Annotated in this window: 21 protein-coding genes; 7 read left to right on the top strand and 14 right to left on the bottom strand. The window is 72.2% G+C overall.

Translation table 11 applies throughout. The annotated features are described in order from the left end of the window. Positions 1-205 precede the first annotated feature (205 nt). From ABD332_RS18055 to ABD332_RS18070, 4 genes are all read left to right on the top strand, one after another. Positions 206-1,450, top strand: a complete 1,245-nt coding sequence (locus ABD332_RS18055) for a L,D-transpeptidase (RefSeq protein WP_344503106.1) — start codon at positions 206-208, stop codon at positions 1,448-1,450. Between the two features lie 79 nt (positions 1,451-1,529). Next, positions 1,530-2,240: a CPBP family intramembrane glutamic endopeptidase gene (locus ABD332_RS18060; protein ID WP_344503107.1), complete on the top strand. Its 711-nt coding sequence runs from the start codon at positions 1,530-1,532 to the stop codon at positions 2,238-2,240. A gap of 5 nt (positions 2,241-2,245) precedes the next feature. Beyond that, positions 2,246-3,148: a CPBP family intramembrane glutamic endopeptidase gene (locus ABD332_RS18065; protein WP_344503108.1), complete on the top strand. Its 903-nt coding sequence runs from the start codon at positions 2,246-2,248 to the stop codon at positions 3,146-3,148. Positions 3,149-3,212: 64 nt separating this feature from the next. Beyond that, a complete protein-coding gene (locus tag ABD332_RS18070) occupies positions 3,213-4,067 on the top strand; it encodes a hypothetical protein (protein ID WP_344503109.1) in 855 nt (284 codons plus the stop codon). 10 nt (positions 4,068-4,077) lie between these two features. Here ABD332_RS18070 and ABD332_RS18075 read toward each other — a convergent pair whose 3' ends face one another. Beyond that, a complete protein-coding gene (locus ABD332_RS18075) occupies positions 4,078-5,400 on the bottom strand; it encodes a hypothetical protein (RefSeq protein WP_344503110.1) in 1,323 nt (440 codons plus the stop codon). A gap of 184 nt (positions 5,401-5,584) precedes the next feature. Between ABD332_RS18075 and ABD332_RS18080 the strand changes: the two genes are divergently transcribed. Then, entirely contained in the window at positions 5,585-5,917 is a 333-nt protein-coding gene (locus tag ABD332_RS18080) for a PadR family transcriptional regulator (protein ID WP_344503111.1), read from the top strand. Positions 5,918-5,920: 3 nt separating this feature from the next. Here ABD332_RS18080 and ABD332_RS18085 read toward each other — a convergent pair whose 3' ends face one another. The 7 genes from ABD332_RS18085 to ABD332_RS18115 form a co-directional block, all read right to left on the bottom strand. Then, positions 5,921-6,604 carry a permease prefix domain 1-containing protein gene (locus ABD332_RS18085; RefSeq protein ID WP_344503112.1) on the bottom strand — a complete coding sequence of 228 codons (684 nt, stop codon included), beginning with the start codon at positions 6,602-6,604 and terminating at the stop codon, positions 5,921-5,923. A 132-nt stretch (positions 6,605-6,736) separates the two neighbouring features. Beyond that, entirely contained in the window at positions 6,737-8,308 is a 1,572-nt protein-coding gene (gene cydC, locus ABD332_RS18090; RefSeq protein WP_344503113.1) for a thiol reductant ABC exporter subunit CydC, read from the bottom strand. Next, positions 8,305-10,086, bottom strand: a complete 1,782-nt coding sequence (cydD, locus tag ABD332_RS18095; protein WP_344503114.1) for a thiol reductant ABC exporter subunit CydD — start codon at positions 10,084-10,086, stop codon at positions 8,305-8,307. The genes cydC and cydD overlap by 4 nt, the downstream gene beginning before the upstream one ends. A gap of 15 nt (positions 10,087-10,101) precedes the next feature. Then, entirely contained in the window at positions 10,102-11,061 is a 960-nt protein-coding gene (locus ABD332_RS18100) for a cytochrome d ubiquinol oxidase subunit II (RefSeq protein WP_344503115.1), read from the bottom strand. Beyond that, positions 11,058-12,305 (bottom strand): cytochrome ubiquinol oxidase subunit I, encoded by a 1,248-nt coding sequence (locus ABD332_RS18105; RefSeq protein WP_344503116.1) that lies wholly within the window; start codon positions 12,303-12,305, stop codon positions 11,058-11,060. The genes ABD332_RS18100 and ABD332_RS18105 overlap by 4 nt, the downstream gene beginning before the upstream one ends. 108 nt (positions 12,306-12,413) lie before the next feature. Further along, positions 12,414-12,950 carry an ACT domain-containing protein gene (locus ABD332_RS18110; protein WP_344503117.1) on the bottom strand — a complete coding sequence of 179 codons (537 nt, stop codon included), beginning with the start codon at positions 12,948-12,950 and terminating at the stop codon, positions 12,414-12,416. Between the two features lies 1 nt (position 12,951). Further along, positions 12,952-13,725: an ACT domain-containing protein gene (locus ABD332_RS18115; protein WP_344503118.1), complete on the bottom strand. Its 774-nt coding sequence runs from the start codon at positions 13,723-13,725 to the stop codon at positions 12,952-12,954. A 257-nt stretch (positions 13,726-13,982) separates the two neighbouring features. On the opposite strand from ABD332_RS18115, the gene ABD332_RS18120 reads away from it, so the two are divergent. Together ABD332_RS18120 and ABD332_RS18125 are read left to right on the top strand one after the other, a co-directional pair. Further along, entirely contained in the window at positions 13,983-15,008 is a 1,026-nt protein-coding gene (locus ABD332_RS18120) for a phosphotransferase family protein (RefSeq protein WP_344503119.1), read from the top strand. Next, positions 15,008-16,231 carry an acyl-CoA dehydrogenase family protein gene (locus ABD332_RS18125; protein WP_344503120.1) on the top strand — a complete coding sequence of 408 codons (1,224 nt, stop codon included), beginning with the start codon at positions 15,008-15,010 and terminating at the stop codon, positions 16,229-16,231. The genes ABD332_RS18120 and ABD332_RS18125 overlap by 1 nt, the downstream gene beginning before the upstream one ends. Positions 16,232-16,324: 93 nt before the next feature. Here the strand turns inward: ABD332_RS18125 and ABD332_RS18130 are convergent, their stop codons facing one another. The 6 genes from ABD332_RS18130 to ABD332_RS18155 all read right to left on the bottom strand — a co-directional run bounded on the left by ABD332_RS18130 (position 16,325) and on the right by ABD332_RS18155 (position 24,109). Continuing rightward, on the bottom strand, positions 16,325-16,744 hold the full coding sequence (locus ABD332_RS18130; RefSeq protein WP_344503121.1) for a hypothetical protein: 420 nt from the start codon (positions 16,742-16,744) through the stop codon (positions 16,325-16,327). A 407-nt stretch (positions 16,745-17,151) separates the two neighbouring features. Then, on the bottom strand, positions 17,152-18,210 hold the full coding sequence (locus ABD332_RS18135) for a LacI family DNA-binding transcriptional regulator (RefSeq protein ID WP_344503122.1): 1,059 nt from the start codon (positions 18,208-18,210) through the stop codon (positions 17,152-17,154). 92 nt (positions 18,211-18,302) lie between these two features. Next, positions 18,303-20,738, bottom strand: coding sequence for a glycoside hydrolase family 94 protein (locus ABD332_RS18140; RefSeq protein WP_344503123.1), 2,436 nt, complete (start codon positions 20,736-20,738; stop codon positions 18,303-18,305). Positions 20,739-20,776: 38 nt separating this feature from the next. Beyond that, entirely contained in the window at positions 20,777-21,808 is a 1,032-nt protein-coding gene (locus ABD332_RS18145; protein ID WP_344503124.1) for a LacI family DNA-binding transcriptional regulator, read from the bottom strand. Position 21,809: 1 nt separating this feature from the next. Beyond that, positions 21,810-23,213 carry a GH1 family beta-glucosidase gene (locus tag ABD332_RS18150; RefSeq protein ID WP_344503125.1) on the bottom strand — a complete coding sequence of 468 codons (1,404 nt, stop codon included), beginning with the start codon at positions 23,211-23,213 and terminating at the stop codon, positions 21,810-21,812. Further along, the gene (locus ABD332_RS18155) at positions 23,210-24,109 is read right to left on the bottom strand and encodes a carbohydrate ABC transporter permease (protein WP_344503249.1); all 900 of its coding nucleotides are present in this window, start codon (positions 24,107-24,109) and stop codon (positions 23,210-23,212) included. The genes ABD332_RS18150 and ABD332_RS18155 overlap by 4 nt, the downstream gene beginning before the upstream one ends. Between the last annotated feature and the right edge of the window lie 62 nt (positions 24,110-24,171).

The raw sequence follows: 24,171 nt of genomic DNA on the forward strand, positions 1-24,171 counted from the left end.
GACGCAACCTCCGGCAGTCTGGAACACGTCCAAGGAGCGGATGGCTCGGGCCGTCCGTTACTTCCTACGATGATGCACGGCAAGATCGCCCGCCACCAGTTCGGCGACGAGTTGAACCGGCTGGCACAAACCTGGGATACACCGGCGTAGTTCACCGGCGCATGCTCGACCTCAACAACGCTAGCCCAACGAAGGAGGTGTGGACATGGGAGTCTCCGCACGCGCACTGGCCACGATCACCGCCCTTGCCGGCCTGATCGCTCTCTCTGCTTGCAGCGCTGACGAAAAGCCCAAATGGAGCGACAACAGCAACAGTGCCGGCGGCCCCTCGGCTTCCGCGTCCGCCGCGCAGCCAACCGCGACCCTCACCGCGCCCGCCGACGGCGCGACCGGCGTCTCCACCGCCACCGAGCTCGCCCTGCAGGCGGCGCCCGGCGCGAATGCGTCGGTCACCCTGACGGACGCCTCCGGTGCGGCGGTCGACGGCGGCCTGCGCTCCGACGGCACGACCTGGATCCCGGCGAAGCAGCTCAAATACGGCACGCAGTACACGGCGACCGTGACCTCGGCCGGCGACACCGCCGGGAAGAAGGTCTCGTTCACGACCATGGCGAAGCCCGGCAAGACGGTCAACGTGTCGACCGCCCTGTCCGACAACAAGGTCTACGGGGTGGCCATCCCGATCGTCGTCCGCTTCGGCTCCAGCGTCCCTCAGGAGCTGCGGGCGAGCGTCGAGAAGCGGCTGCTCGTCACCAGCACGCCTCCGCAGGTCGGCACCTGGTACTGGTTCAACGGCGGCGAGGTGCACTTCCGCCCGAAGGAGTACTGGCAGACCGGCACGAAGGTCAGCGTCCGCCTGGCGACGGGTGGCCTGCAGCTGACCAAGACCGGCTGGGGCACCAAGGACGTCACGACCAACTTCACCATCGGTGACAAGATCGTCATGGTCACCGACGACAAGACCCACCAGATGACGGTGGAGAAGAACGGCGAGGTCATCAAGACCATCCCGGTGAGCCTCGGCAAGGCCAAGACGCCGAGCTCCAGCGGCGCCATGGTGATCATGGACAAGCAGCAGTCCGAGCTGTTCGTGTCGACCGACCCGTCCGACCCCTACCGCGAGACCGTGTACCTGACGCAGCGCATGACCAGCGGCGGCGAGTACATCCACGCGGCCCCGTGGTCCGAGGGCGACCAGGGCAAGCGCAACGTCTCGCACGGCTGCACGAACGTCTCGCAGAAGAACGCGAAGTTCCTGTTCGACCTGACGAAGATCGGCGACATCCACATCGTCAAGAACACCCCGCGCAAGCTCGCCTGGGGCAACGGCTGGACCGACTGGGACAAGACCTGGGACGAGTACGTCAAGGGCAGCGCCCTCCCGCCGCCGGCCGCGCCGGCCGCGGACCCGAGCGCCAGTCCTTCGGTGACCGTGTCGCCCTCCGCGTGACGCCTTTGAAGGGGCCGCTGTCCCGCCCACCGCGACGGTGGGCTGACAGCGGCCCCTTCGCTGTCTCATGATGGCTGCCGTGCTCGACTGGATCGACCCGACGTTCCACGCCACCGAGGTGATCCTCACGGTGCTGGTGATCGCCGTCCTGACCGTCACGGTCCTGCGGGCATCACCGGACCGGATGCGGGCGCGGATCGCCGCCGGCGGCCTCGTCACGGCGTTCCGCCGGTCGGCGGCGACGAACACCCTGACCGCCCTCATCGCCCTCGAGACGGTCCTCGTCGGCCCCGGCCTGACCCTCACCGACCTCGGCCTGCGGCCCGTGACCCTCGGCGACGCCGCGATCGCGCTGACCCTGTCCGCCGCGGCCGCCGGCACCGCCGCGGTGCTGACCGTCCGCGCCGGCCCCATCGACCCGGACGACGATCCGCTGGCGTTCCTGCGGCCCACGACGCCGCTGGAGCGACGCTGGGCGGCCGCCGGGGCCGTCGCGGCCGGGACCGGCGAGGAGATCGTGTTCCGTGGCCTGTTCATCGCCGCCGGCGTCGGCGTCCTCGGCCTCCCCGCGTGGGCGGCGGCCGTCCTCTCGGCGCTGCTGTTCGGGCTCGGCCACCGCTACCAGGGCCTGCGGGGCGTGGTCGCCACCACCGGGGCGGCGGTCGTGTTCACCGTCCTCTACGCGCTGACCGGCAACCTGCTCGTGCCGATCGCCCTGCACATCACGGTCGACCTGGTGTCGCTGCTGCTCGTGCCGATGTTGCTCGCCCGGCGGGCGGCCGCATCATGAACGGCATGTTCGAATGGGTCACCCCCGGGTTCGATCCGGCCGCCACCGTCCTGGTGCTGCTCGTCGCGCTCGTGACCACCGCCGGCGGCATCCGCGCGGCGACGGCGAAGGCCCGCGCCGCCCGCGAACGCCTCGTCGCCACCCCGGGCGGCAGGATCCGCCTGTACCGCGGCGGCATCATCACCTCGATCACGCTGACGCTGACCGCGTCCGCCGTCGCGGCGACGGACGGCGTCGGCCTCGCCGCCCTGGGTCTACGCCCGATCGGGGCCGGCGACGTCGCGCTCGCGGCCGGCTTCTCGGCGTGGTTCACGCTGGTCGTGGTCGTCAACCACGCCCGCTTCGCGCGGGCCCGCCGCGACGGCGCCCGCATGCTCGGCCGGCGCGGCGGCGAGGAGACCCTGGCGCGAATCCGGTTCCTGCAGCCGGTCACGGCGGCCGAGCGCTGGCTGGCGGGCCTGCTCTCCGTGTCCGTGGGCATCGGCGAGGAGGTGGTGTACCGGGGGCTGTTCATCGCCGCCGGCGTCGGGATCCTCGGGTTGGACGCATGGGTGGCCGCGGGGTTGTCGCTGCTGCTGTTCGGCGCCGCCCACCTGTACCAGGGCTGGCGCGGCGCCCTGGGCGCGACGGTGCTCGGGTCGCTGTTCACGCTGCTGTACGACCTCACCGGGGGGCTCTTCGCGCCGATCGTCGTGCACTCCGTGTTCGACGTGGCCGCCCTGGTCGCCGGGCCGCTGGTGGCGCGGTGGGTCGAACGCCGGCCTCCATCGCCTGCCCCCGCACCGGCCGCCACGCCTGCCGCCGTCTCGCCTGCCGCCGCCCCGGCCGCCGCCCCGGCTGCCTCGCCTGCTGCCTCGCCGGCTGTCAACCCGGGGCCGCTGACGTTACGCAGCGCGACGCCGGAGTGAGCGCCGGGTCGATATCGGCAATCGGATATCGCATGCTGATCGATGCGGCGCTAGCGTCTCGGCCATGGCTCTCGTCCGTCGCACGAACGTGCTCGGTCCCCACTCCAGCCGCGTCGTCGCGGCCGCCTCGGTGACGCCCGCCGCCGAGGCTCCCGCCGTCGGCCGGGCCCACGTGCCCGCCCAGTCCGCCCCGTTCTCACCGGGCGCCTCCACCCAGTCCGCGAGCGCCGAGGCCGCCGCGCCGGGCGCCGGGGATGCCGTGCAGGGCGCCGGGGCCGCCGTGCAGGGCGACGAGGTGGGGATCGCGATCGCCGCGGCCGGCCCGCCCGAGCCCACGCCGGGCGGCGAGGCCGCCGCGGTCCCGCCGCAGCCCGCGTCGGTGCTCTCCCTGGTGTCGGCGTTCCTCCTGGTCGCCGCCGGCGGCCTCGGCTCCTGGGCGCTCTGGCATTACAAGATCAACGCCCAGGCGATCCACCTGCCCGACGCGACGACGTTCTTCGCGGTGCTGTTCGCGTTCGCCACCGCCGTCGAGCGGATCCTGGAGCCGTTCGCCAGGTTCCTGCCCGGCAAGCACGCCCGCGGCGAGCTGGAGGCCGCCGTGGCCAACCTCGCCAACAAGTACCACGACGCGACCCTCGACGACCTGATCCAGGTCGCCCACGCGAAGTCCATGATGGAGAAGGGCCGGGCCAGCCGCGGCCTCGTCTCCTGGGGCATCGCCACCGCCGTGGCCACCGTCGCGTCCTCGGCCGGCGGCCTGTACCTGCTGCACTCCATCGCCGGCGAGTCCTGGGACGGCATCCCCGTCTGGATCGACGCCATCGTCACCGGCATCGTCGTCGGCAGCGGCACCAAGCCCCTCCACGACGTCATCAGCAAGGTCCAGAAGAACAAGGAGAAGTCCGAGGACTCCCCCTGACGCATCGCGGTCAGAGGACCAGGAGGCCGTCGGTCTGGGCGCTGTGGGTCATGGCGGACAGGGCCGCCGGGACGGTCAGGAACGGCAGGTAGGGCAGGTCGTAGGGGTGCATCCGCAGGACCTGGGTGGCGTGGTGGCCCGGCACGACGCCCGAAGGGTAGGCGCGGGCGCAGCGGCGGTCGACGAGGCCGTGGCGGGTGGCGAAGGCCGCGACGGCCTGCCACTCCTCCAGCCGCGCGACGGTCGGCAGCGGCATGCCCGGGGGTTCGGCGAAGACGTCGACGGAGGTGAAGGGTTCGCTGCCGGCCAGCCACCACGACAGGGAGCGGACCGCCGAGCGCAGGGGGTGCTCGCACCAGTACGGGACGAGGCCGGCGCGCAGGACGTGCCAGGGGTCCAGGAGCCGGCCGCATTCCACGACGAGGCGGGCGGCGGTGCGGGTGCCGGCGCGCAGCCAGCCCCGGTAGAGGTCGGCGACGGCGCCGCTGAGCACGTCGGGGTGGCGGTAGAGGACCTGGCGGATGGGGTGGCCGTGCGCTGAGCCGTACCGGCGAAGGTCCTCGACCAGGCCGCGGTCGACGGCACGTTCGCCGTCGCTGTCGGCGCGCGGGGACCGGCCGCGCAGTGACCGGTCGTCGCGGTAGTCGCCGGGGCCGAGGCCGCTGGCGCGGCTGCCGAGCTGGAAGGAGTAGCCGTCGTCACCGGCGGACGTCTGCCAGCGGCTGACGTCCCGGACCACGACGATCGGGGCGTCGGGGTTCAGGCGTTCGGCGATGAGCCGGCGGTACGCCAGCGGCAGCCGGCGCCAGCGCACCACCGCGTAGGCGGTCGCGGCACCCGACCAGCCGCGCCACACCGGGTCGTACACCTGCCGGATGCCGACATCGGGGTTGTCCGTGAGGATGTCCCGGGCGAGGCGCTCACCGTCCTGCGCGGGTCGTTCGCCGGCGGCGACCTCGGGGGTCGGCACCTCGAACGCGACCGGCAGCCACGGCACGCCGAGGGCCATCGCGAGGTGGACGGCGGCCCCGTGCGGGGAGCCGACGACGAGGCCGTTGTAGGAGCCTTCGGGGAGCTGGCCGACGAACCACGCGGCGACGTCCTCGGCGTCGAGCTCGCGGCGGGCGTGCCGGCCGGCGCCGTCGGACCGGCTGCCCGGCGGGGCGCCGATCCGGCCCGACCGATCCATTGTCCACTGTGGAGCGGCGACGACCGGGCGGGCGACGCCGCCACGGTACGCGAGCGCGCGGCCCGACGCGATGGCGAGCGTGGTGCCCAGCCCGTTCGGCCACAGCGCCTCGACGTCTTGCGTGGCTTCGACCCGCCGCCTCATACCGCTCCTCGACCTCCGGTCCGTCCACCGGTCACCCGATCACCCAACCGCGGTCTTCCCAGACGCGCCCCCGGTAAACCACGTCCGGCCAAGCCAGGTGGCCGGTCCCGGACGCCGGGAACGGCCAGGCCCGGGGGCGCCGGGAAATGGCGTCGGGGGCGCCAAACCCGTAGACTCGCTACACATGAAGGCGGACGCGCTGCGCGGGCATCTCGACGCACTCCTGCTCGCGGTGCTGGACGGCGAGCCCCGCCACGGCTATGCGATCATCGAGGCCCTCCAGGAGCGCAGCGGCGGCTCGCTGGCGCTGCCGACGGGCACGGTCTATCCCGCGCTGCGCCGGCTGGAGCGCGCGGGGTATGTGGAGAGCGCCTGGTCCACGGTCGGCGGTCGCGAGCGCCGCACCTACAGGCTGACCAGCGCCGGCCGGAAGGTCCTGGCGGAGGAGCGGTCGGCGTGGCAGGAGTTCACGGCCACGATCGGCGCGGTCCTCCTCCCACCGCCCGCGACGGCCTGACCCTCAGGCCCTTGCCGCCGATGTACTGGTGGCCGACACGCACCGGATCGCCAGACACCCCGCATAGCCGAACGCGGCGGTGTTGACGGCCATGCCGATGAGCACCGGCGGCCAGGTCGCGGCGGCCGGCCACTGGTGGAGGCTCAACGCGAAGACGGTCAGGCCCAGCAGCGCGTGCATGCCGAGGAACACGACCGTCGCCTGGCCGACGAGGCGGGCATACCGCATGCCGTCGCGCAGGAACCGGCTGCCCCACCCGAACCCGACGATCGCGAGCCCGGCGGCCGCCGCGGCGAGGAACGACGTGTACTGGAAGTGGTCGACGAGCACCCAGTAGACGTGGCTGGCGCGCTCGTCGGAGCTCCACTTCGTGTTCCACCACATGAGCGGCTCGAGCAGCGTCATGACCGGCAGCACGAGCGCGATCCACGTCGCGGTGCGGCGGCCCTGCAGCGCGGCGAGCTCGGTCTGATAGCCGGGCACGACCTGCGGGTGGGTGCCGAAGTCGGCGACGGCCAGGCGCTGCGCGTCGAGCGGGTCGTGGCCCTCGTCCGCGTAGGCCTCGGCGGCGTCGAACAGGCTGTCCCGCGCCTCGGTGATCATCTCCTGCCGGTGCCGGCGCGGCCCACGCAGCGCTGCGGCGAGGCCGTCGACATAGACGTCGATCGGGCCGGCTCCATGGGTCACCCCGTCCACCGCTCAAGGTTCCCACATGGTGGTTGTCCGGCGTCAACCGCCGTTCGTCCGGCCTTCTCCTGACCCGCACGTCCCACCCGCCGCTCGTCAGGCCTTCTGCCGACGCGCACGGTCCCGGCGGCGTCAGCCGCTGGTCGTCCGGCCTTCCTCCACGCGCACGACGCGGTCGAACCGGCCGAGCTCCGCCGCGCGGTGCGTCACGACGACCACGGTCCGCTCCCCCGCCGCCCGCAGCGCGCTGTCGAGGACGGCGTCGGCCGCGCCGGCGTCGAGGCCTTCGGTCGGCTCGTCCAGCAGCAGCACGGGCGGCGCCGCCACCAGCGCCCGCGCCAGGAGCAGCCGCTGCCGCTGGCCGCCGGAGAGCTTCCCGCCGTCCTCGCCGACGAGGTCGTCGAGCCGGTCGGCGTACTCGGGCAGCCCGGCGTCCACGAGCGCCTGCCGGAGCGCCGCGTCGTCGAACCCGTCGCGGCCGAGGAGCAGGTTGTCGCGGACCGTCGCGTGGAAGACGTGCGCGTCGGCGAACACGCCCCCGGCCACCCGCCACGCCGCTGCCCCGCCGGGCATGCCGTCGACGGTGCCGGACGCGAGGGGCACCCGGCCGGCGATCGCGGCGAGGAGCGTCGACTTGCCGGACCCGCTGGCCCCGACGACCGCGACCCGGCTCCCCGCCGGCAGCGCGAGGTCGACGTCGGTGAGGGCGGGCGGCAGGTCGTCGCCGTACCGGACGGTCACGCCCCGCAGCGCCAGGTCCACGGTGCCGGCCAGCGGCCCGTCGTGCTCGTCCGAAGGCAGGTCGTCGACGGTGGTGGCGAGCAGGGCACGGACCCGGTGCAGGCCGCCGCGCAGCTCGGTCTGCCGGACGGCGGCCCCGGCGAGCGGCACCACGACCTCCCCGACGGCGAGCGCAACCAGCGCGAGCACCGCCGCCGACGAACCGCCGGCGACCACGCCGACCCAGACCGCCAGCGCGGCCGGGACGACCGCGGCGATCCCGCCGACGACCGCGGCCACGGTCGCGGACCGGGCCTCCAGCGCGGCGAGCCGGTGGCCCCGCGCCTCGGCGTCGGCGAGCGCCGCGGGCAGCGCCCCGAACGCGGACAGCTCCGCCACCCCGTGCATCACGTCGACGGTCGCGGCCGTCAGCTCGCCCCGGGCCGCGGCGATCGCCCCGCTCCGGGCGGCGGTGAGGCGGTGCCCGGCCCACGGCAGCACGACCCCGGCGACGACGAGCCCGGCAAGCAGCGCCAGCCCCGCGGCAGGGTCGGCGACGGCGAGCCCCGCGACCCCGCCGAGGCCGACGACGGCGGCGACCCCGGCCGGCAGCGCCCCGCGGAGGACGGCGTCCTGCACCCCGTCGACGTCGGAGACGACCCGGCTCAGCACGTCGCCGGACGACACCCGCCCGCGGGACGCGGTGAGCGCGGCGAACGCGCGGGCCCGCAGATCGGCCAGCACCCGGAGGACGGCGTCGTGGCCGGCGAGCCGCTCGGCGTACCGCAGACCGCCCTTGACCAGAGCGAAGCCACGCACCGCCGCGATCGCCACCGACAGCGCCGCCAGGGGTGGCTGCTCGGCCGCCCGGACGATCATCCAGGTGGCGGTGCCGACGAGGCCGATCCCGGCGACCTCCGTCAGCACGCCGAGGAGCCCGGCGAGGACCAGCCGGACGAGCGCGGACGCGGGGATGAGCTTCATGCGGCCACCACCGCGGACGCGACGCCGTCCTTGATCTCGACGACGCGGGTGGCGATCGACAGCAGCGCCGGCCGGTGCGCGACGAGCAGGGCGGTGCGGTCCACCGCCAGCCGGGCGGCGGCGTCGATCACCGCCGCCTCGCTCGCCGCGTCGAGGCGGGCGGTCGGCTCGTCGAGCAGCAGCAGGTCCGCCGTGTCGCGCCGCAGGAACGCCCGGGCCATGGCGAGCCGCTGCCGCTGGCCGCTGGAGAGCCCGTGCCGGCCGAGGTCGGTGTCGTACCCCTGAGGCAGGGCCCGGATGAACGCGTCGGCGTCCGCGGCGACGGCGGCGTCGACGACATCCTGGTCAAGCCACGGCGAATGCTGATATTTCCGGTTTAGCGGGCGCGGAGCGCCTGATAAACCGGAAAAAGCGCCCGACGAATCCGGAGCAGCACCCGGCAGACCGGAAGCAGCACCTGGCAGACCGGAAAGAGCGCCTGACGAATCGGGAGAAGCGCCTGGCGAGGCGGGAGGAGCGCCGAGGCGGATGTTGTCGGTGACGGTGCCGGCGAAGAGGTGCGGGCGCTGCGGCATCCATGCGAGCCGGGCCCGCCACGCGGTGAGGTCGAGGTCCGCGAGGTCGGCGCCGTCGACGAGCACCCGGCCCGACGCCGGCGTGACGAAGCCGAGCACCAACGACAGGAGCGTGGACTTGCCGCCGCCGCTCGGGCCGACGAGGGCGACCCTGTCGCCGTGCATCACCTCGAGGGTAAGGTCGCGCAGGGCCACGACATCGCCGTAGCGCACCTCCACGCGGTCGAACACGAGACCCGCGAAGCGCGCGTCCGGGAGGCGGGGCGCCGCCCGTACCGGCGGAACCGGCGCGGCGTCGAGGACCTTGAAGATCTCGGCGGAGGCCGCGAGCCCTTCCTGGCTGGCGTGGAACTTGGTGCCCAGCGCCCGCAGCGGCAGGTACGCCTCCGGGGCGAGCAGCAGCACGACCAGCGCCGCGGCGAGGGTCAGCTTCCCGTCGAGGAGCCGCAGGCCGACGGGCACCGCGACGAGCGCCACCGAGACGGTCGCGACGAGCTCCAGCACGAGCGCGGACAGGAACGCCAGGCGCAGCGTCCGCATCGTCGCGACCCGGTAGGCGTCGGCCATGGCCCGGACCCGGCGGACCTGTGACCGTTCGGCGCCGAACGTGCGCAGCGTCGGCAGGCCGATGACGGTGTCGAGGAAGTGGCCGCCGAGGCGCTGCAGCAGGTGCCACTGGTGCTTGGTGCGGGCGCCGGTCTGCTTGCCGACGAGCACGCCGAAGACCGGGATGAGCGGCAGCGTCACGCCGACCACGATCGCGGAGGTGAGGTCGGTGAACGCGAGCCAGCCGAGCGTGGCGAGCGGGACCGTGACGGCGAGGAACACCTGCGGCAGGTAGGAGGAGAGGTACCCGTCGAGCCCGTCGACGCCGCGACCGGCGAGGGTGGCGAGCTCGCCGGCGCGCTGCCCGCCCAGCCAGCCGGGGCCGCGGGCGGTGGCGGCGCCGAGCAGCTCCGCCCGCAGGTGCGCCTTGACGCGGGCGGTCGCGCGCCCGGCGACCGCGCCCGCGACGGCGCCGTGCGCGCCGCGCAGCACGACGAACGCGAGGCAGGTCAGGGCGGCGTTCGTGGTGAAGCCCGTCAGCAACGTGGCGAGGCTGACCGCCTGGCCGACGATCAGGATCGCGGCCAGGACGGCCGAGCCGGCCAGCACCGTCGCATAGTGCCTGACCGGCCCGAGCCGCAGCAGTCTTCTGTCCATGAACGTCCGCGCGCCCTACCAGTAGAGAGGGGTGGGCTGACTCTCCCGCCGCCTGAACAGCCACCAGCAGGAGATCTGCACGGCGACCAGCACGGGCAGCAGCGGCGCCGCGCCGATGGCGAGCAGCCGGAGGGTGTCCCCACCGGCGGCCGCGCTCTCGACGGTCACCGTCGCACCCGGGTCCATCGTGGACGCTAGCACGCCCGGGTACCTGGCCAGGGCCACCGCGATCACGGGTAGGGCGCACGCCACAAGCGTGGCCACGAACGCCCGCCCCGGACGTTTCGCGACGCCGGCGAAGACCAGCGCGGCCACGACGACCGCGGCCAGGACGGTGGCGAGCAGCGGGTTGCGGATGTCCGGCGGGCCCTGCAGATACCAGGCGCCGGCCGCGAGCGCCACGAGGGCCGCGGCGGCGGGCCCGGTCCTCGACGGTGCGCCGACGCCGCGCCAGTTGAGGTACGCCGCGCCGTTGGCCACGACGAGAGCGACGTTGGCGAGCGCGGTGAGCCACACGGCCGGGCTCGCGAGGGGCGCGAAGCCGTGCACGTGGCCGCCGGCGTCCACCGGTACACCGTGCAACACGACACCGAGCAGCAGGCCCCAGCCGGCGGCGAGGACCAGGCCGCCGCCGGTGATGAGCGCGTCGAACCCGCCGCGGCGCACCGCCCGGCCGCGCAGCTGCACGCCGGCGTTCAGGGCGATGAGGCCGAGCACCACGGCGACGATCACCGGGTACGCGGCGCCGAACAGCTCCCCCTCCAGCCGGGGGAACGCGGCGACGAGGACGCCGACGGCACCGACGATCCACACCTCGTTGCCGAGGAACATCGGCCCGATGGCGTTGAGCGCGCCCCGTTTGGCGTCGTCGCTCCTGTACAGCGGCAGCAGCAGCGCGACGCCCTGGTCGAGCCCGCCGAGTGCGAAGTACGTCGCGAACAGCAGCCCCAGAACTGCGAACCAGAACGTGCTCACACCAGCACCTCCTCGCGTGCGGGCAGGGTCTCGGGCAGGAACTCGTCGCCGGGGCCGCGTCTGGCCCTGCGGGCGAGCAGCCACCAGTCGGTGAGGGCGAGCCCGGCGACGAGCACCGTGAAGCCGATCGTCGACAGCGTCAGCGCCCGGTCGCTCATCGGCGAGACGGCGTCGGCGGTCTTGAGCAGCCCGTAGACGGCCCACGGCTGGCGGCCCTCCTCGCGCACGATCCAGCCGGCGATCGCGGTCAGGAACGGCACCGGAATAAGGGCGGTGAGCACCCACAGCATCGGCCGGGCCCAGCGGCGCTTGATGATCGTGTCGCGGATGGTGAGCAGCTGCGCCGCGAGCAGGATCAGGAACAGCAGGTTGGCCACCATGATCATGACGCCGAGGGACGCACCGACGATGCTGCTGGGGATGTAGTCGCCGGGGCCGTGCTTCGCGACCATCGCCGCCTGCTGGGCGACGGCCTCGTCGCCGCCGGCGAGCTTCGTCGGCTGGTTGTCGGTGAGCGGGCCGAACTGGGCGTAGCCGAAGCCGATGGTGAGGAACACGCCGACCAGCGCGGAGCGCAGGCCGTTGCGCAGCGACCTGCGGAAGAAGCCGTCCTCGGTGTCGCGGCGGCGCAGGTGCCAGGCGCTGACGCCGGCGACGAAGATGCCGCCGGTCAGCATGGCGGCCGAGACCGTGTGGCCGAGCGCGAACCACAGGGCGCTGTTGGTGAGCAGCGCGCCGAAGTCGGTGAGCCGGACGGTGCCGGCCGCGTCCAGCGCGTAGCCGACGGGGTGCTGCAGGAACGAGTTGGCGACCATGACCCAGAACGCGGACAGCAGCGCGGTCGCGGCGACGCCCCAGATCAGGGCCAGGTGCAGCTTCTTGTTCAGCTTGCCCCAGCCGAAGAGCCACATGCCGAGCAGCGTCGACTCGAGCACGAACGCGATCAGGGTCTCCATCGCCAGGGGTGCGCCGAACACATCGCCGGTGAGCCGGTTGAGGCCGCTCCAGTTCAGCCCGATCTCGAACTCCATGACGAGTCCCGTGGCGATGCCGACCGCGTAGTTGATCGCGTACAGCACACCCCAGAAGCGGGCCATCCGCCCGTACACCTCCTCGCCGGTGCGCACGTAGCGGGTCTGCACCGACGCCACGAAGAACACCAGACCGAGCGTGAGCGCGACGAAGAGGAAGTGCAGCGAGGCCGTCACGGCGAACTGCCACCGCGCGGCATCCAGCGCATTCATAGGTTGCCCCCCGACATGTACCCGACCAACATATCGGCAGACTACATGTCAGGACACAAAAAAGCAGCGCCCGTCCTCCGCCAAGGACGAGCGCTGCTGAGGAACGTCTCAGGCTGCCGTGTTGCGCTTCCCCGCGACGCGGGCCAGGGCGACGAGCGCGTGCGCCCGGGCGTACTCGGCAGGGGTGAAGGCCGGCGCGGGACGCCGGACGTACAGGGTGCCGCCGGCCGGGTCCTGCAGCTGCATGCCGGTCGACGTGTAGCCCTCGGCGCCCGTGGACGTGTCCGCCCGCCAGGAGATGTCGCAGTCGCCGAGCAGCGCCGCGATCGCCTCCTCCAGGGTCGCCGAGCCGTCCAGGACCTTCCCCGCCAGGGCGAGGACCCGGGTCGGCTCGTCGATGAGGCCCCGCACGTCGGCCTGGGCGACCCACGCGTCGCGGCCCCGGCCGCGCCGCACGGCCTCGGTGAGGTCGGCGACGGTCAGCTCGTCGGGCGCCTCCACGAGGAAGTCGTCGACGGCGCCGGACTCGGTGGTGTGCACCTGGACCGACAGGATGTTGACCTTGCGCAGCGCGAGGCTTGCGGTCAGCACGGACAGGAAACCGGGACGGTCGTCGACCGTCGCGCGGATGCGCCAGAGGGTCATCTCACGCCACCCTGGGGATGGTTGCGCCGGCGGGCGCGGGGGCTCCTGCAACGGAGCCTCCCGCCTTACCCAGCTCCGCCAAGCCAGGCCCCGCCAGCCGATCCCCGAGCACAGATGCGGTTGCACCGACCAGCTGCGCCAGCCGCTCCACCTCGGAACCGTGGAACGGTGGTGCTCCAGCGTCGCCGTCCGCCCCGCCGCGGGCGACGACAAGGACCAGACCTCCACGTTGAAAAGGCGCGACAGCAAGATGGATGCCGTCAGCAGCGCTGATCGCGCGAGGCCGGAGTGGTGCGATGTCCACCTGTGGGGGGACATCCGGAGTGCGCCAGCTGGCGCAGATCACCGAGGAGCCGGACCATGCCTGGGCTCGCGCGCCGCCGCCCGCCCAGTCCGATCCGATGAGGATCGCGACCGCCCAGTCCGCTCCGAACAGTGCCGGCGCCGCGTCCACGACCGTTGCCAGGCCGTGCTGCGGGTTCGCCGCCACCTGTCCGATGAGCGCGACCTCGCGGCCACTGCTCGGCTCCGACAGCTCCGTGCCGCGCCACACACCGTCCACGCGAACGCCTGGGATCGCCGCAAGACCGGTGAGGACACGATCGACGGAGGCCGAAGCCGGCCACACCACGGTGAGGTCGTCCACCGCGCGGCCACCGACCCGTTCCAGCACAACGACCGAAACGATGTCGGCGCCGACCACACCCAGCGTCCGGGCGACCTGCCCGAGCGAGCCGGGACGGTCAGGTAGCGCCACTCTCAGCCGCAACAGCATCGACGTCGACCTCCCTGTTCGTCCTTGGCTGACGTGTACGCCGCCGTTGGTGTACGTCACCTGTTTGTTTCTCCGGTACTGCCGTTCTTTGGTGCTGAGAACAGCTTGCCGATCCCGGGTTTCCGCGCCGTTTCGCCGCCGTATCGATGCCGGAACGTCTCCGGGTCCTTCCGAAGCCCCAGGGAAACGGACATTTGGCGGTGAAATACCTGGCTCGACTCTTGACAGAGAACGCGTCTCACCCCTGGACTGGCCGGATGAGCACCCCGCCCGGTCTCGACCTCGCCCGCCTCGCGGCGTACCTCCAGGACAAGGCTCCTGGGCTCGTCACCGAACCCATCCAGGCCGAGCTCATCGCCGGCGGCCGGTCCAACCTGACCTACATCGTCAACGAGGTCTTCGTGCTGCGCCGCCCGCCCCTCGGGCACGTCCTTGCCACCGCGCACGACATGGCCAGGGAGCACCGGATCATCTCCGCGCTCGGCCCGACGACCGTGCCGGTCCCTGAGGCGCTGCTGCTGTGCGAGGACGACAGCGTCCTCGGCGCGCCGTTCTACCTGATGTCCCGGGTGCCCGGGGTGGTGCTGCGCAGCCGCAGGCAGACCGACGCGCTCGGCGAGGAGGCGCGGCGCGAGGTCGCGTTCGCGATGATGGACACCCTCGCCGACCTGCACCGCGTCGACCCCGCCGGGATCGGCCTGGGCGACTTCGGCCGGCCCGAGGGCTTCCTGGAGCGGCAGGTCCGCCGCTGGTCGAAGCAGCTGGCCCAGTCGACGAGCCGCGACCTGCCCGACGCCGCACAGCTGCGGGACCGGCTCGCCGCCACGATCCCCGTCTCCGCCACCACCGCGATCGTGCACGGCGACTACCGGCTCGACAACCTCATCGTCGACCCCGCCCGCCTGAAGGTCGCGGCCGTCCTCGACTGGGAGATGGCCACCATCGGCGACCCGCTCACCGACCTGGGGCTGCTGCTGGCGTACTGGACGGTGCTGGACCGCCTGAAGCTCGGCTTCAACCCGATCGCCGACGGGCTGGGGGCCGACGCCGGGTTCCCGTCCGGCGACGAGCTGCTCCAGCGCTACGCCGTCTCCAGCGGCGCGGCGCTGGACGACCTGCACTGGTACGTCGCGATGGCCTGCTACAAGCTGGCCGTCATCCTCGAGGGCATCCACTTCCGCTACACCAGCGGCCAGACGGTCGGCGCAGGCTTCGACCAGATCGGCGCGCTGGTCCCGCCCCTGCTCGCGCAGGGTCTCGCAGCGATCAACGGAGAGAGCTGATGGACTTCCGCTTCGACACGCGCACCGCCGAGCTGCACGAGAAGCTCACCGACTTCATGCAGGAGGAGGTGTATCCGGCCGAGCCCCGCTTCGAGGCGGAGCTGGCCGCGCTCAGCGCGGGTCCAGGCGACCCGTGGGCGCGCCCCGCGGTCATCGAGGAGCTGAAGGCGTCGGCCCGCGACCGCGGCCTGTGGAACCTGTTCCTGCCCGACGACCGCTTCGGCGCCGGCCTCACCAACCTGCAGTACGCGCCGCTCGCCGAGATCACCGGCCGCAGCCCGCACCTGGCGCCCGAGGCCCTCAACTGCGCCGCGCCAGACACCGGCAACATGGAGGTCCTCGCCGGGTTCGGCTCGCCGGGGCAGCAGGACCGCTGGCTCAAACCCCTGCTGGAAGGCCAGATCCGGTCCGCGTTCTGCATGACCGAGCCCGACGTAGCCTCGTCCGACGCGACCAACATCGCCACCCGGATCGAGCGCGACGGCGACTCGTACGTCATCAACGGCCGCAAATGGTGGTCCTCCGGCGCCATGAACCCCAACTGCGCCATCTTCATCGTGATGGGCAAGTCGGACCCCTCCGCCGAGCGGCACCGGCAGCAGAGCATGATCCTCGTCCCGCGGGACACCCCGGGCGTCACCGTCAAGCGCGGCATGCACGTGTTCGGCTACACCGACGCCGCCCACGGCGGTCACGCGGAGGTGGAGTTCGCCGATGTACGGGTCCCCGCCGACCACCTCATCGCCGAGGAGGGCTCGGGGTTCGCGATCGCGCAGGCCCGTCTCGGCCCGGGCCGCATCCACCACTGCATGCGGCTCATCGGCATGGCGGAGCGCGCCCTGCAGCTGATGTGCGAGCGGGTCAGCGAGCGGATCGCGTTCGGCCGCCCCCTGGCCGAGCAGGGCGTGGTGCGCGACTGGATCGCCGAGTCCCGCGTCCGCATCGAACAGGCCCGGCTCCTGGTCCTGAAGACCGCCTGGCTGATGGACACCGTCGGCAACAAGGGCGCCCACACCGAGATCCAGGCGATCAAGATCGCGGTGCCGCAGATGACCGAATGGGTCGTCGACAAGGCCATCCAGGCCCACGGCGCGGCCGGCGTCAGCCAGGACACCCCGCTCGCCGCCCTCTGGTCACAGGCCCGGACGCTGCGCCTGGCCGACGGCCCCGACGAGGTGCACCGCGCGTCCCTCGCCAAGCGTGAGCTGCGCAAGTACAGCTGAGCTCCTGAAGACGGGCCTGAAGAGGGCCTGAAGAGGGCCTGGAGACGGGCTTGAAAACGGGCCGCCCCCTGCCTCGGGGGACGGCCCGTTCGCTCATTCCGCGACGCGGTACGGGGCCGGTGCCTCGTACGTGGCGGACGGCAGGTCCTCCACGTCCTCGAAGCGCTCCTGCGCCGCCTGGATCGCCTTCGGTGCCGAAGCGGCGGCCGCCCAGCCGACCGCGATCCCACCGAGCACGGCGATCGCGATCCAGCCCCACGGCTTGCGCTGCTTCCGCCCCGACAACGCGTCGAACGCCAGGCTCGCCCGGTGCCACGCCTCGTCCGCCGCGGACCCGACCCGGTCCGACGCCGTGCCGTACCGGCTCGACGCCTCATCCGCGAGGTCATACGCCCGGTCCTTCACCGACCCGCCGACCGAACGCGCCGACTCGACCGCGGACACCAGATAGTCCCAGGCGTCCTCAGCCACGCTCTCCGCGCGCCGCTTACCCTTCTTCCACTGTGCGGTCATCTCAGCCACCTCTCCTCCATTGACCGCTTTCCCGATCCCCACCTCCCGCAAACTGCGCCGCAATCCCCCCACCGCTGCCCCCGGCGGGGAGATACACACCCACTCCCCACGACACCCCCGGCCGCCGGCCTCCGCGCTACTCCGCGGTTGATCGAATTGCAGTTCTGGCCGCTATCACAGCCAGATCCGTCATTCGATCAACGGCGGCCAACGGAAGATCGGCGACGGGGAGCCACCACCCGCTCGGGGATCACGGCCGACGGCAACTTCCGTGATCCGGAAGACTTTGTGCTGCTCTGGCGACATAAAGTCTTCCGGATCACGAGAAGCAGTGCGGCGCGGAGCGGCGCATTGGGGCCGCGGGTGAGAATCCCCGCCGGGCCCCGCCGCGGCAGCGGTGGGGGGAATTACAGCGTGCTGGCGCGTTCGACCAGGTGGGTTTCGACCATGACGGCGGTGGGGGCGGCACCGGCGATGCGGGCGAGCAGCAGCCGGACCATCTCGCGGCCCATGGCCTCGACGGGCTGGTGGACGGTGGTCAGGGGCGGGTCGGTCTGGCGGGCGATGGCGACGTCGTCGAAGCCGACCAGGGAGACGTCCGACGGGACGCGCTTGCCGAGCTCGCGCAGGGCCCGCAGCGCGCCGACGGCCATCAGGTCGGAGGCGGCGAAGACGGCGTCGACCGAGGGGTCGCGGGCGAGCAGCTCACGGACGGCCACCTCGCCGGAGGCCTCGCTGAAGTCGCCGTAGGCGATGAGGGACTCGTCGGCGGGCAGGCCGGCGCGGTCGAGGGCCTCGCGGTAGCCGGCGAGGCGGGACACGCCGGCGGCCATGTCCTGCGGGCCGGCGATCGCGGCGATCCGGCGGCGGCCGCGGTCCAGGAGGTGACCGACGGCCAGGCGGGCGCCACCCTCGTTGTCGGCGTCCACGAAGGCCACGTCGGAGGAGGCGCCGCCGGAGGACGACAGCATGCGGGCGGGGCGGCCGCCGAGGACGACGGGCAGGCCGCGCTGCTCCAGCAGCTGCGGCAGCGGGTCGGCGTCGTGCAGGGAGAGCAGCATGACGCCGTCGACGTGCTGGTTGGTGAGGTGGTGCTCGACGCGCTGGCGCTCCGCCGGGGACTGGGCCATGGCGAGCCACAGTTGCAGCTGGGTGTCGGCGAGGGCGGAGCTGACGCCGCGGACGATGCCGGCGAAGAACGGCTCGCCGAAGACCCGCTCCTCCGACTCCGACACGACGAGCGCGACGGAGTCGGTGCGCTGCGTGACGAGGGCTCGGGCGGCGCGGTTGGGGACGTAGCCGAGCTCGTCGATCGCCTTCTGCACGGCCGCCCGCGCTTCCGGGCTCACCTGCGGCGAGCCGTTGACGACCCGCGAGACCGTGCCCCGCCCCACGCCGGCGCGCGAGGCGACCTCATCGAGGGTGGGGCGGCCCGCGGAACGGGGGCGGCTGTTGGTGGAAGACACGCCCCATTGTGCGCACACGTTCGCGATCTTGCAGCCGCGGTGCCCCAGAATCGCGACACCGCGGCGGCAAAGCCAAAGCAAAACCAAACGATCTACGACAAATGCGCCTCGACCTGCACCGAGCTGCCGGCCGGGGCGACCGGCAGGACGCCGCCGTCGACGGGCACGCCGTCGACGACGAGCGAGCACGAGGTCGCCGGGACGCCGGGCTCCTTGTGGACCGTGATGGTGTACGTCGCGCCGCGGAAGCGCCGTACCGCCGAGAAACCGGACCAGGACGAGGGGATGACCGGCGCGATCCGCAGGCCGGACAGCTCCGGCCGGATGCCCAGGATCCACTGCGTCACGGCCGCGTAGTTCCACGCGGCGGTCCCGGTCAGCCAGGAGTTCTTCGCCTCGCCGTGGGTGGGCGCGTCGCGGCCGGCGATCATCTGCGCGTAGACGTACGGCTCGCAGCGGTGCAGGTCGCCGATCTCCTCGCGGGCCGACGGGTTGATCCGCTTGTAGTAGTCGAACGCGCCGTCGCCGTTGCCGACCATCGCCTCGGCGATCATGAGCCACGGGTTCGTGTGGCAGAAGATCCCGGCGTTCTCCTTGTACCCCGGCGGGTAGGAGGAGATCTCGCCGAGCTCGATGCGGTACGACGAGAACGCCGGCTGCTGCAGCACGATGCCGTGCGGGGTGGCGAGCCGCTCGCGGACGCTGGCCAGGGCGCGCACGGCGGTGCCGTCGTCCAGGCCGACGCCGCCCATGATGCACATGCCCTGCGGCTCGATGAAGATCTGGCCCTCGTCGTTGGACGCGGAGCCGATAACGTTGCCGTGGAAGTCGTACGCGCGGCGGAACCACGCGCCGTCCCAGCCGTGCTCGGCGATCGAGCCGGTCATCTTCTCCGCGGCGGTCAGGTAGGCCGCCGGATCGTCGTCCTTGTGAACAGCCAGCTCGGCGAGCGAGCGGGCGGCGAGGACGAACTGGCCGGCGATGAACACCGACTCCGCCACGCCGCCGGTGGCGTTCTCCGTGGTCTGGAACGGCTCGCCGGGCGTGTCGGAGAAGCAGTTGAGGTTGAGGCAGTCGTTCCAGTCGGCCCGGCCGATCAGCGGGAGGCCGTGCGGCCCGAGGCGTTCGGTGGTGTACCGGAGCGACAGCTTGAGGTGCTCGTACAGCGACTGCTCGCTGCCGGGCGCGTTGTCGAACGGCACGGGCTCGTCGAGGATGCCCCAGTCGCCGCTCTCCTTGATGTACGCGGAGACGCCGAGGATGAGCCACAGCGGGTCGTCGTTGAAGCCGGACCCGATGTCGTTGTTCCCGCGCTTCGTCAGCGGCTGGTACTGATGGTATGCGCCACCGGTCGGCAGCTGCGTGGCGGCGATGTCGAGGATCCGCTCGCGGGCCCGCTCCGGGATCATGTGGACGAAGCCGAGCAGGTCCTGGTTCGAGTCGCGGAAGCCCATCCCGCGGCCGATCCCCGACTCGTACAGCGACGTCGACCGGCTCATGTTGAACGTGACCATGTTCTGGTACGCGTTCCAGATGTTCACCATGCGGTCGGTGTCGGCGTCGGGGGTCTGCACGCGCAGCCCGCCGAGCAGCTCCTCCCAGCGCGCGGCGAGCGCGGCGAGGCCGGCGTCGACGGTCTCCTGGGCCAGCCAGGTGGCGACCTTCGCCTGCGCGCCGGCCTTGTTGATCGTCTGCGAGCCCGGCGGGTCGAACTTCGCGTCGCGGGGGTTCTCCCAGTACCCGAGGACGAAGCCGATCTCGCGGGTCTCCCCCGGCTCGAGGGTGAGCTTCACGTGGTGCGACCCGTGCGGCTGCCAGCCGTGGGCGATCGAGTCGCCGGACTCGCCGCGCTCGACGGCGAGGGGCCGGTCCCAGGAGCGGTAGGGGCCGAGGAACGCCTCCCGGGACGTGTCGAAGCCGGCGAGCGGCTCGCTGCACGCGAAGTAGGCGAAGTGGTCGCGGCGCTCCCGGTACTCCGTCTTGTGGTAGATGACGCCGTCGACGACCTCGACCTGGCCGGTGTTGAAGTTGCGCTGGTAGTTGGTGGCGTCGTCCTGCGCGTCCCACAGGCAGAACTCGATCGACGAGAACGCCGACAGCGACACGGCCGTGTCCCGCTCGTTCGTGACCTTGAGCCGCCACACCTCGAGGGTCTCGCCGAGCGGCACGAAGTAGAGCGTCTCGGCCTTGATCCCGCGGTACCGGGAGGCGACACGCGTGTAGGACAGCCCGTGCCGGCACTCGTAGTCGTCGAGCTCGGTCTGCGTCGGCTGCCAGGTGGGCGACCAGAACTCGGCTTCGTCGCGCAGGTAGATGTAGCGGCCGCCGAGGTCCATCGGCGCGTTGTTGTACCGGTAGCGGGTCAGCCGGCGCAGCCGGGCGTCGCGGTAGAACGAGTAGCCGCCGGCGGTGTTGGAGATGATGCCGAAGTACGCCTCGGTGCCGAGGTAGTTGATCCAGGGCAGCGGGGTGTCTGGTCGGTCGATGACGTACTCGCGGCGTTCGTCGTCGAAGTGGCCGAAGCGCACGGTGTGCCTCCTGCTGGGGGGATAGAGACTGCGCTGCTTCAGGCGGACTCGCGGACCACGAGGTGCGTGTCGAGCACAGTCGAGTGGGCCGGCCCGCCGGCGATGCGGGCCAGCAGGAGCCTGGCCATCTCGCGCCCCATGCCCTCCACCGACTGGTGCACGGTGGTGAGCGGCGGCTGGGTCTGCCGGGCCACGGCGGAGTCCTCGAACCCGACCACGGCCACGTCGGCGGGCACCCGCCGGCCCAGCTCACGCAGGGCGCGGATGGCGCCGGCGGCCATCAGGTCGGAGGCGGCGAAGACGGCGTCGAGTCCGGGGTTGAGATGGATGAGGCGGTGCATCGCGTCGGCCCCGCTCGCCTCGCTGAAGTCGCCGTACGCGATGAGTCGCTGATCGTGCGGGAGGGACGCCAGGCGCAGCGCCTCCCGGTAACCGCGAAGGCGGGCGATGCCCACCGCCATGTCCTGCGGGCCGGCGATCACCGCGATGCAGTGGCGACCGAGGCCGATCAGGTGCTCGACGGCGGTGCGAGCGCCGCCCTCGTTGTCGTTGTCCACGTAGGCGACCTCGTTGTCGCCCCCGCCCGCCTGCTCGATCTCGAGCATGTGCGCCGGCCGCCCGCCGAGGACGGTCGGCAGCCCCCGCTTGCCGAGCAGCGCCGGGAGCGGGTCGTCGTCGTGCAGGGAGAGCAGCAGCACCCCGTCCACGTGCTGGTCGGACAGGTGCCGCTCGACCATGAGCCGCTGCGACGGCGACTGCGCCATCGCGAGCCACAGCTGCAGGGACGTGTCGGCCAGCACGTTGCTGACGCCACGGACGATGCCGGCGAAGAACGGCTCGCCGAAGACCCGCTCCTCCGACTCGGACACCACGAGGGCGACCGAGTCGGTGCGGCGGGTGACGAGGGCGCGGGCGGCCCGGTTGGGCACGTACCCGAGCTCTTCGACGGCACGGGCGACGGCGGCGCGAGCCTCCGGGCTGACCTGCGGCGAGCCGTTGATCACCCGGGAGACTGTGCCGCGCCCGACGCCGGCGCGCGCGGCCACCTCGTCCAGCGTCGGGCGGCGCACGTTACTCGCCGAGGCCGTTGTGCTTGATGACCTCGCGGAACCGGTGGCCGCTGGCCTTGACCGTGCGCTGCTGCGTGTCGTAGTCGACCCGGATCATGCCGAACCGCTTGGTGTAGCCCCACGCCCATTCGAAGTTGTCCAGCAGCGACCAGGCGAAGTAGCCGCTCAGCGGTGCGCCGGCGGCGATCGCGTCGTGGCAGGCCCGGAAGTGCGCGTCGAAGTAGGCGACCCGGTCGGTGTCCTCCACCGTGCCCTCGTCGGTGACGGTGTCGATGTACGCGGCGCCGTTCTCCGTGATGTACAGCGGGACCGCCGGGTAGTCGCGGGCGACGCGGGTCAGCGTCTCGGTGAGGCCCGGGGCGTCGACCTCCCAGTTCATGTCGGTGACGGGGACGCCGGGCCGCTTGAGGAACCGGACGGTCTCGCTGCCGGGCCACGACGTCGGCGCCCGCCAGTAGGGCTCGGCGGGGACGTCGGGGTCCTCGCCGGCCACCACGTGGCGGCTGTAGTAGTTGATGCCCAGCAGGTCCAGCGGCTGCGCGATCTGCTTGTGGTCGCCGTCGCGGACGAAGCCGAAGTCGCTGATCCCCCGCAGGTCGGCCATCACGTCCGCCGGGTACGAGCCGAGCAGCACCGGGTCGAGGAAGATCCGGTTGGCGAGCCCGTCGATGCGCCGGGCCGCGTCGAGGTCCCCGGGCTTCGTCTCGTCGGCCGCGGAGATCGCGTACAGGTTGAGCGTGATGCCCAGCTGCGCGGTGGGATCCGCGGCGCGGATCGACTCGATCGCCTGGCCGTGGCCGAGGAGCAGGTGGTGCATGGCGGCCAGGGCGTCGGGCGCGTGCTGGCGGCCCGGCGCGTGGACGCCCGACGCGTAGCCGAGGAACGCCGAGCACCACGGCTCGTTGAACGTCGTCCAGTGGCGGACCCGGTCGCCGAGCGCGCCGTGCACCAGCGTGGCGTAGTCGGCGAACCGGGCCGCGGTGTCGCGGGCGGGCCAGCCGCCCGCGTCTTCCAGCTCCTGGGGCAGGTCCCAGTGGTACAGCGTCACCCAGGGGGTGATGTCGTGCGACAGCAGCTCGTCGACGAGCCGCCGGTAGAAGTCCAGGCCCTTGGCGTTGGCCGACCCCGACCCGCCCGGCTGGACGCGCGGCCACGCGACGGAGAACCGGTAGGCGTTGATGCCCAGGTCCTTCATCAGCCCCACGTCCTCGCGGAAGCGGTGGTAATGATCGCAGGCCACGTCGCCGGTGTCCCCGCCCAGTGTCTTGCCCGGGGTGTGGCTGAACGTGTCCCAGATCGAGGGGGTGCGGCCGTCCTCCTGGGCGGCCCCCTCGATCTGGTACGACGCGGTCGCCGCACCCCACACGAAACCGGGTGGGAACGTCAGCGGGTCGATGCTGGTCACGCCTTGACCGAACCTTCCATGATGCCGCCGATGATCTGACGGCCGAATGCGATGAACACCAGGAGCAGCGGCACGATCGCAAGAGCTGTCCCGGTAAAGACTTGCACGTAGTCGGTCTTGTAATAACCGGTGGCGAGAATGTTCAGTGAAACTTGCACGGTCGGGGTGTCGCCATTGAGCACGACGTACGGCCAGAGGAAGTCGTTCCAGGTCTCCATGAACGTGAGCAGGCCCAGCACCGCCGCCGCCGGACGCAGCGCGGGCAGCACGACCGACCAGTACGTCCGCCAGGTGGAGGCGCCGTCGACGCGGGCGGCCTCGATGAGCTCGTCGCTGATCGCGGACTCCGCGTACTGCCGGATCATGAACACGCCGAAGCCCTTGACCAGGAACGGCACGATGACCGCCTGGAGGGTGTTCGTCCAGTCGAACTTCACCATGAGCAGGTACAGCGGAATGATGTTGACCTGGGTCGGGATCATCATCGTGAGGATGATGATCAGCAGCAGGGCGTTCTTCCCGCGGAACTTCAGCTTCGCGAAGGCGAAGCCTGCGAGCGTGGAGAAGAACACCACTGACAAGGTTACACACGACGACACGATGGCCGAGTTGATCAGGCCGTAGACGAAGTTGGCGTCGGTGTTGGCCAGCACCCGCGAGGCGTTGTCGAAGAAGTTCGGGCCGGGCGTGAGCGGCGGCGGGATGTCGGTGACGGCGCTGTTGTCCCGCGAGGCCACGATGAAGGACCACAGGATCGGGAAGACCGACAGCACGATCGTGATGATCAGCGCGAGGTACGTCAGCGGGCTGGCGTCCCAGAGCGCGGCCGAGGCGCTACGGACCCGACCCTTCTTCCCCGGTGGCGGCGTGCCCGGCACGCTCCGGGGCCTTGTCATGGTCGTGCTCATGCCGCCACCTCCGCTGCGCTCCGGCGTCGGCCTGAGCCAAACCTGTCACA

It is taken from the genome of Dactylosporangium maewongense (genome assembly GCF_039531485.1).
Lineage (GTDB): Bacteria > Actinomycetota > Actinomycetes > Mycobacteriales > Micromonosporaceae > Dactylosporangium > Dactylosporangium maewongense.

Coding starts and splice junctions, on each gene's coding strand:
- ABD332_RS18055 (WP_344503106.1), top strand. CDS start 206: ATGGGAGTCTCCGCACGCGCACTGGCCACGATCACCGCCCTTGCCGGC.
- ABD332_RS18065 (WP_344503108.1), top strand. CDS start 2,246: ATGTTCGAATGGGTCACCCCCGGGTTCGATCCGGCCGCCACCGTCCTG.
- ABD332_RS18070 (WP_344503109.1), top strand. CDS start 3,213: ATGGCTCTCGTCCGTCGCACGAACGTGCTCGGTCCCCACTCCAGCCGC.
- ABD332_RS18075 (WP_344503110.1), bottom strand. CDS start 5,400: ATGAGGCGGCGGGTCGAAGCCACGCAAGACGTCGAGGCGCTGTGGCCG.
- ABD332_RS18080 (WP_344503111.1), top strand. CDS start 5,585: ATGAAGGCGGACGCGCTGCGCGGGCATCTCGACGCACTCCTGCTCGCG.
- cydC (WP_344503113.1), bottom strand. CDS start 8,308: ATGAAGCTCATCCCCGCGTCCGCGCTCGTCCGGCTGGTCCTCGCCGGG.
- cydD (WP_344503114.1), bottom strand. CDS start 10,086: ATGGACAGAAGACTGCTGCGGCTCGGGCCGGTCAGGCACTATGCGACG.
- ABD332_RS18105 (WP_344503116.1), bottom strand. CDS start 12,305: ATGAATGCGCTGGATGCCGCGCGGTGGCAGTTCGCCGTGACGGCCTCG.
- ABD332_RS18110 (WP_344503117.1), bottom strand. CDS start 12,950: ATGACCCTCTGGCGCATCCGCGCGACGGTCGACGACCGTCCCGGTTTC.
- ABD332_RS18115 (WP_344503118.1), bottom strand. CDS start 13,725: ATGCTGTTGCGGCTGAGAGTGGCGCTACCTGACCGTCCCGGCTCGCTC.
- ABD332_RS18120 (WP_344503119.1), top strand. CDS start 13,983: ATGAGCACCCCGCCCGGTCTCGACCTCGCCCGCCTCGCGGCGTACCTC.
- ABD332_RS18125 (WP_344503120.1), top strand. CDS start 15,008: ATGGACTTCCGCTTCGACACGCGCACCGCCGAGCTGCACGAGAAGCTC.
- ABD332_RS18130 (WP_344503121.1), bottom strand. CDS start 16,744: ATGACCGCACAGTGGAAGAAGGGTAAGCGGCGCGCGGAGAGCGTGGCT.
- ABD332_RS18155 (WP_344503249.1), bottom strand. CDS start 24,109: ATGACAAGGCCCCGGAGCGTGCCGGGCACGCCGCCACCGGGGAAGAAG.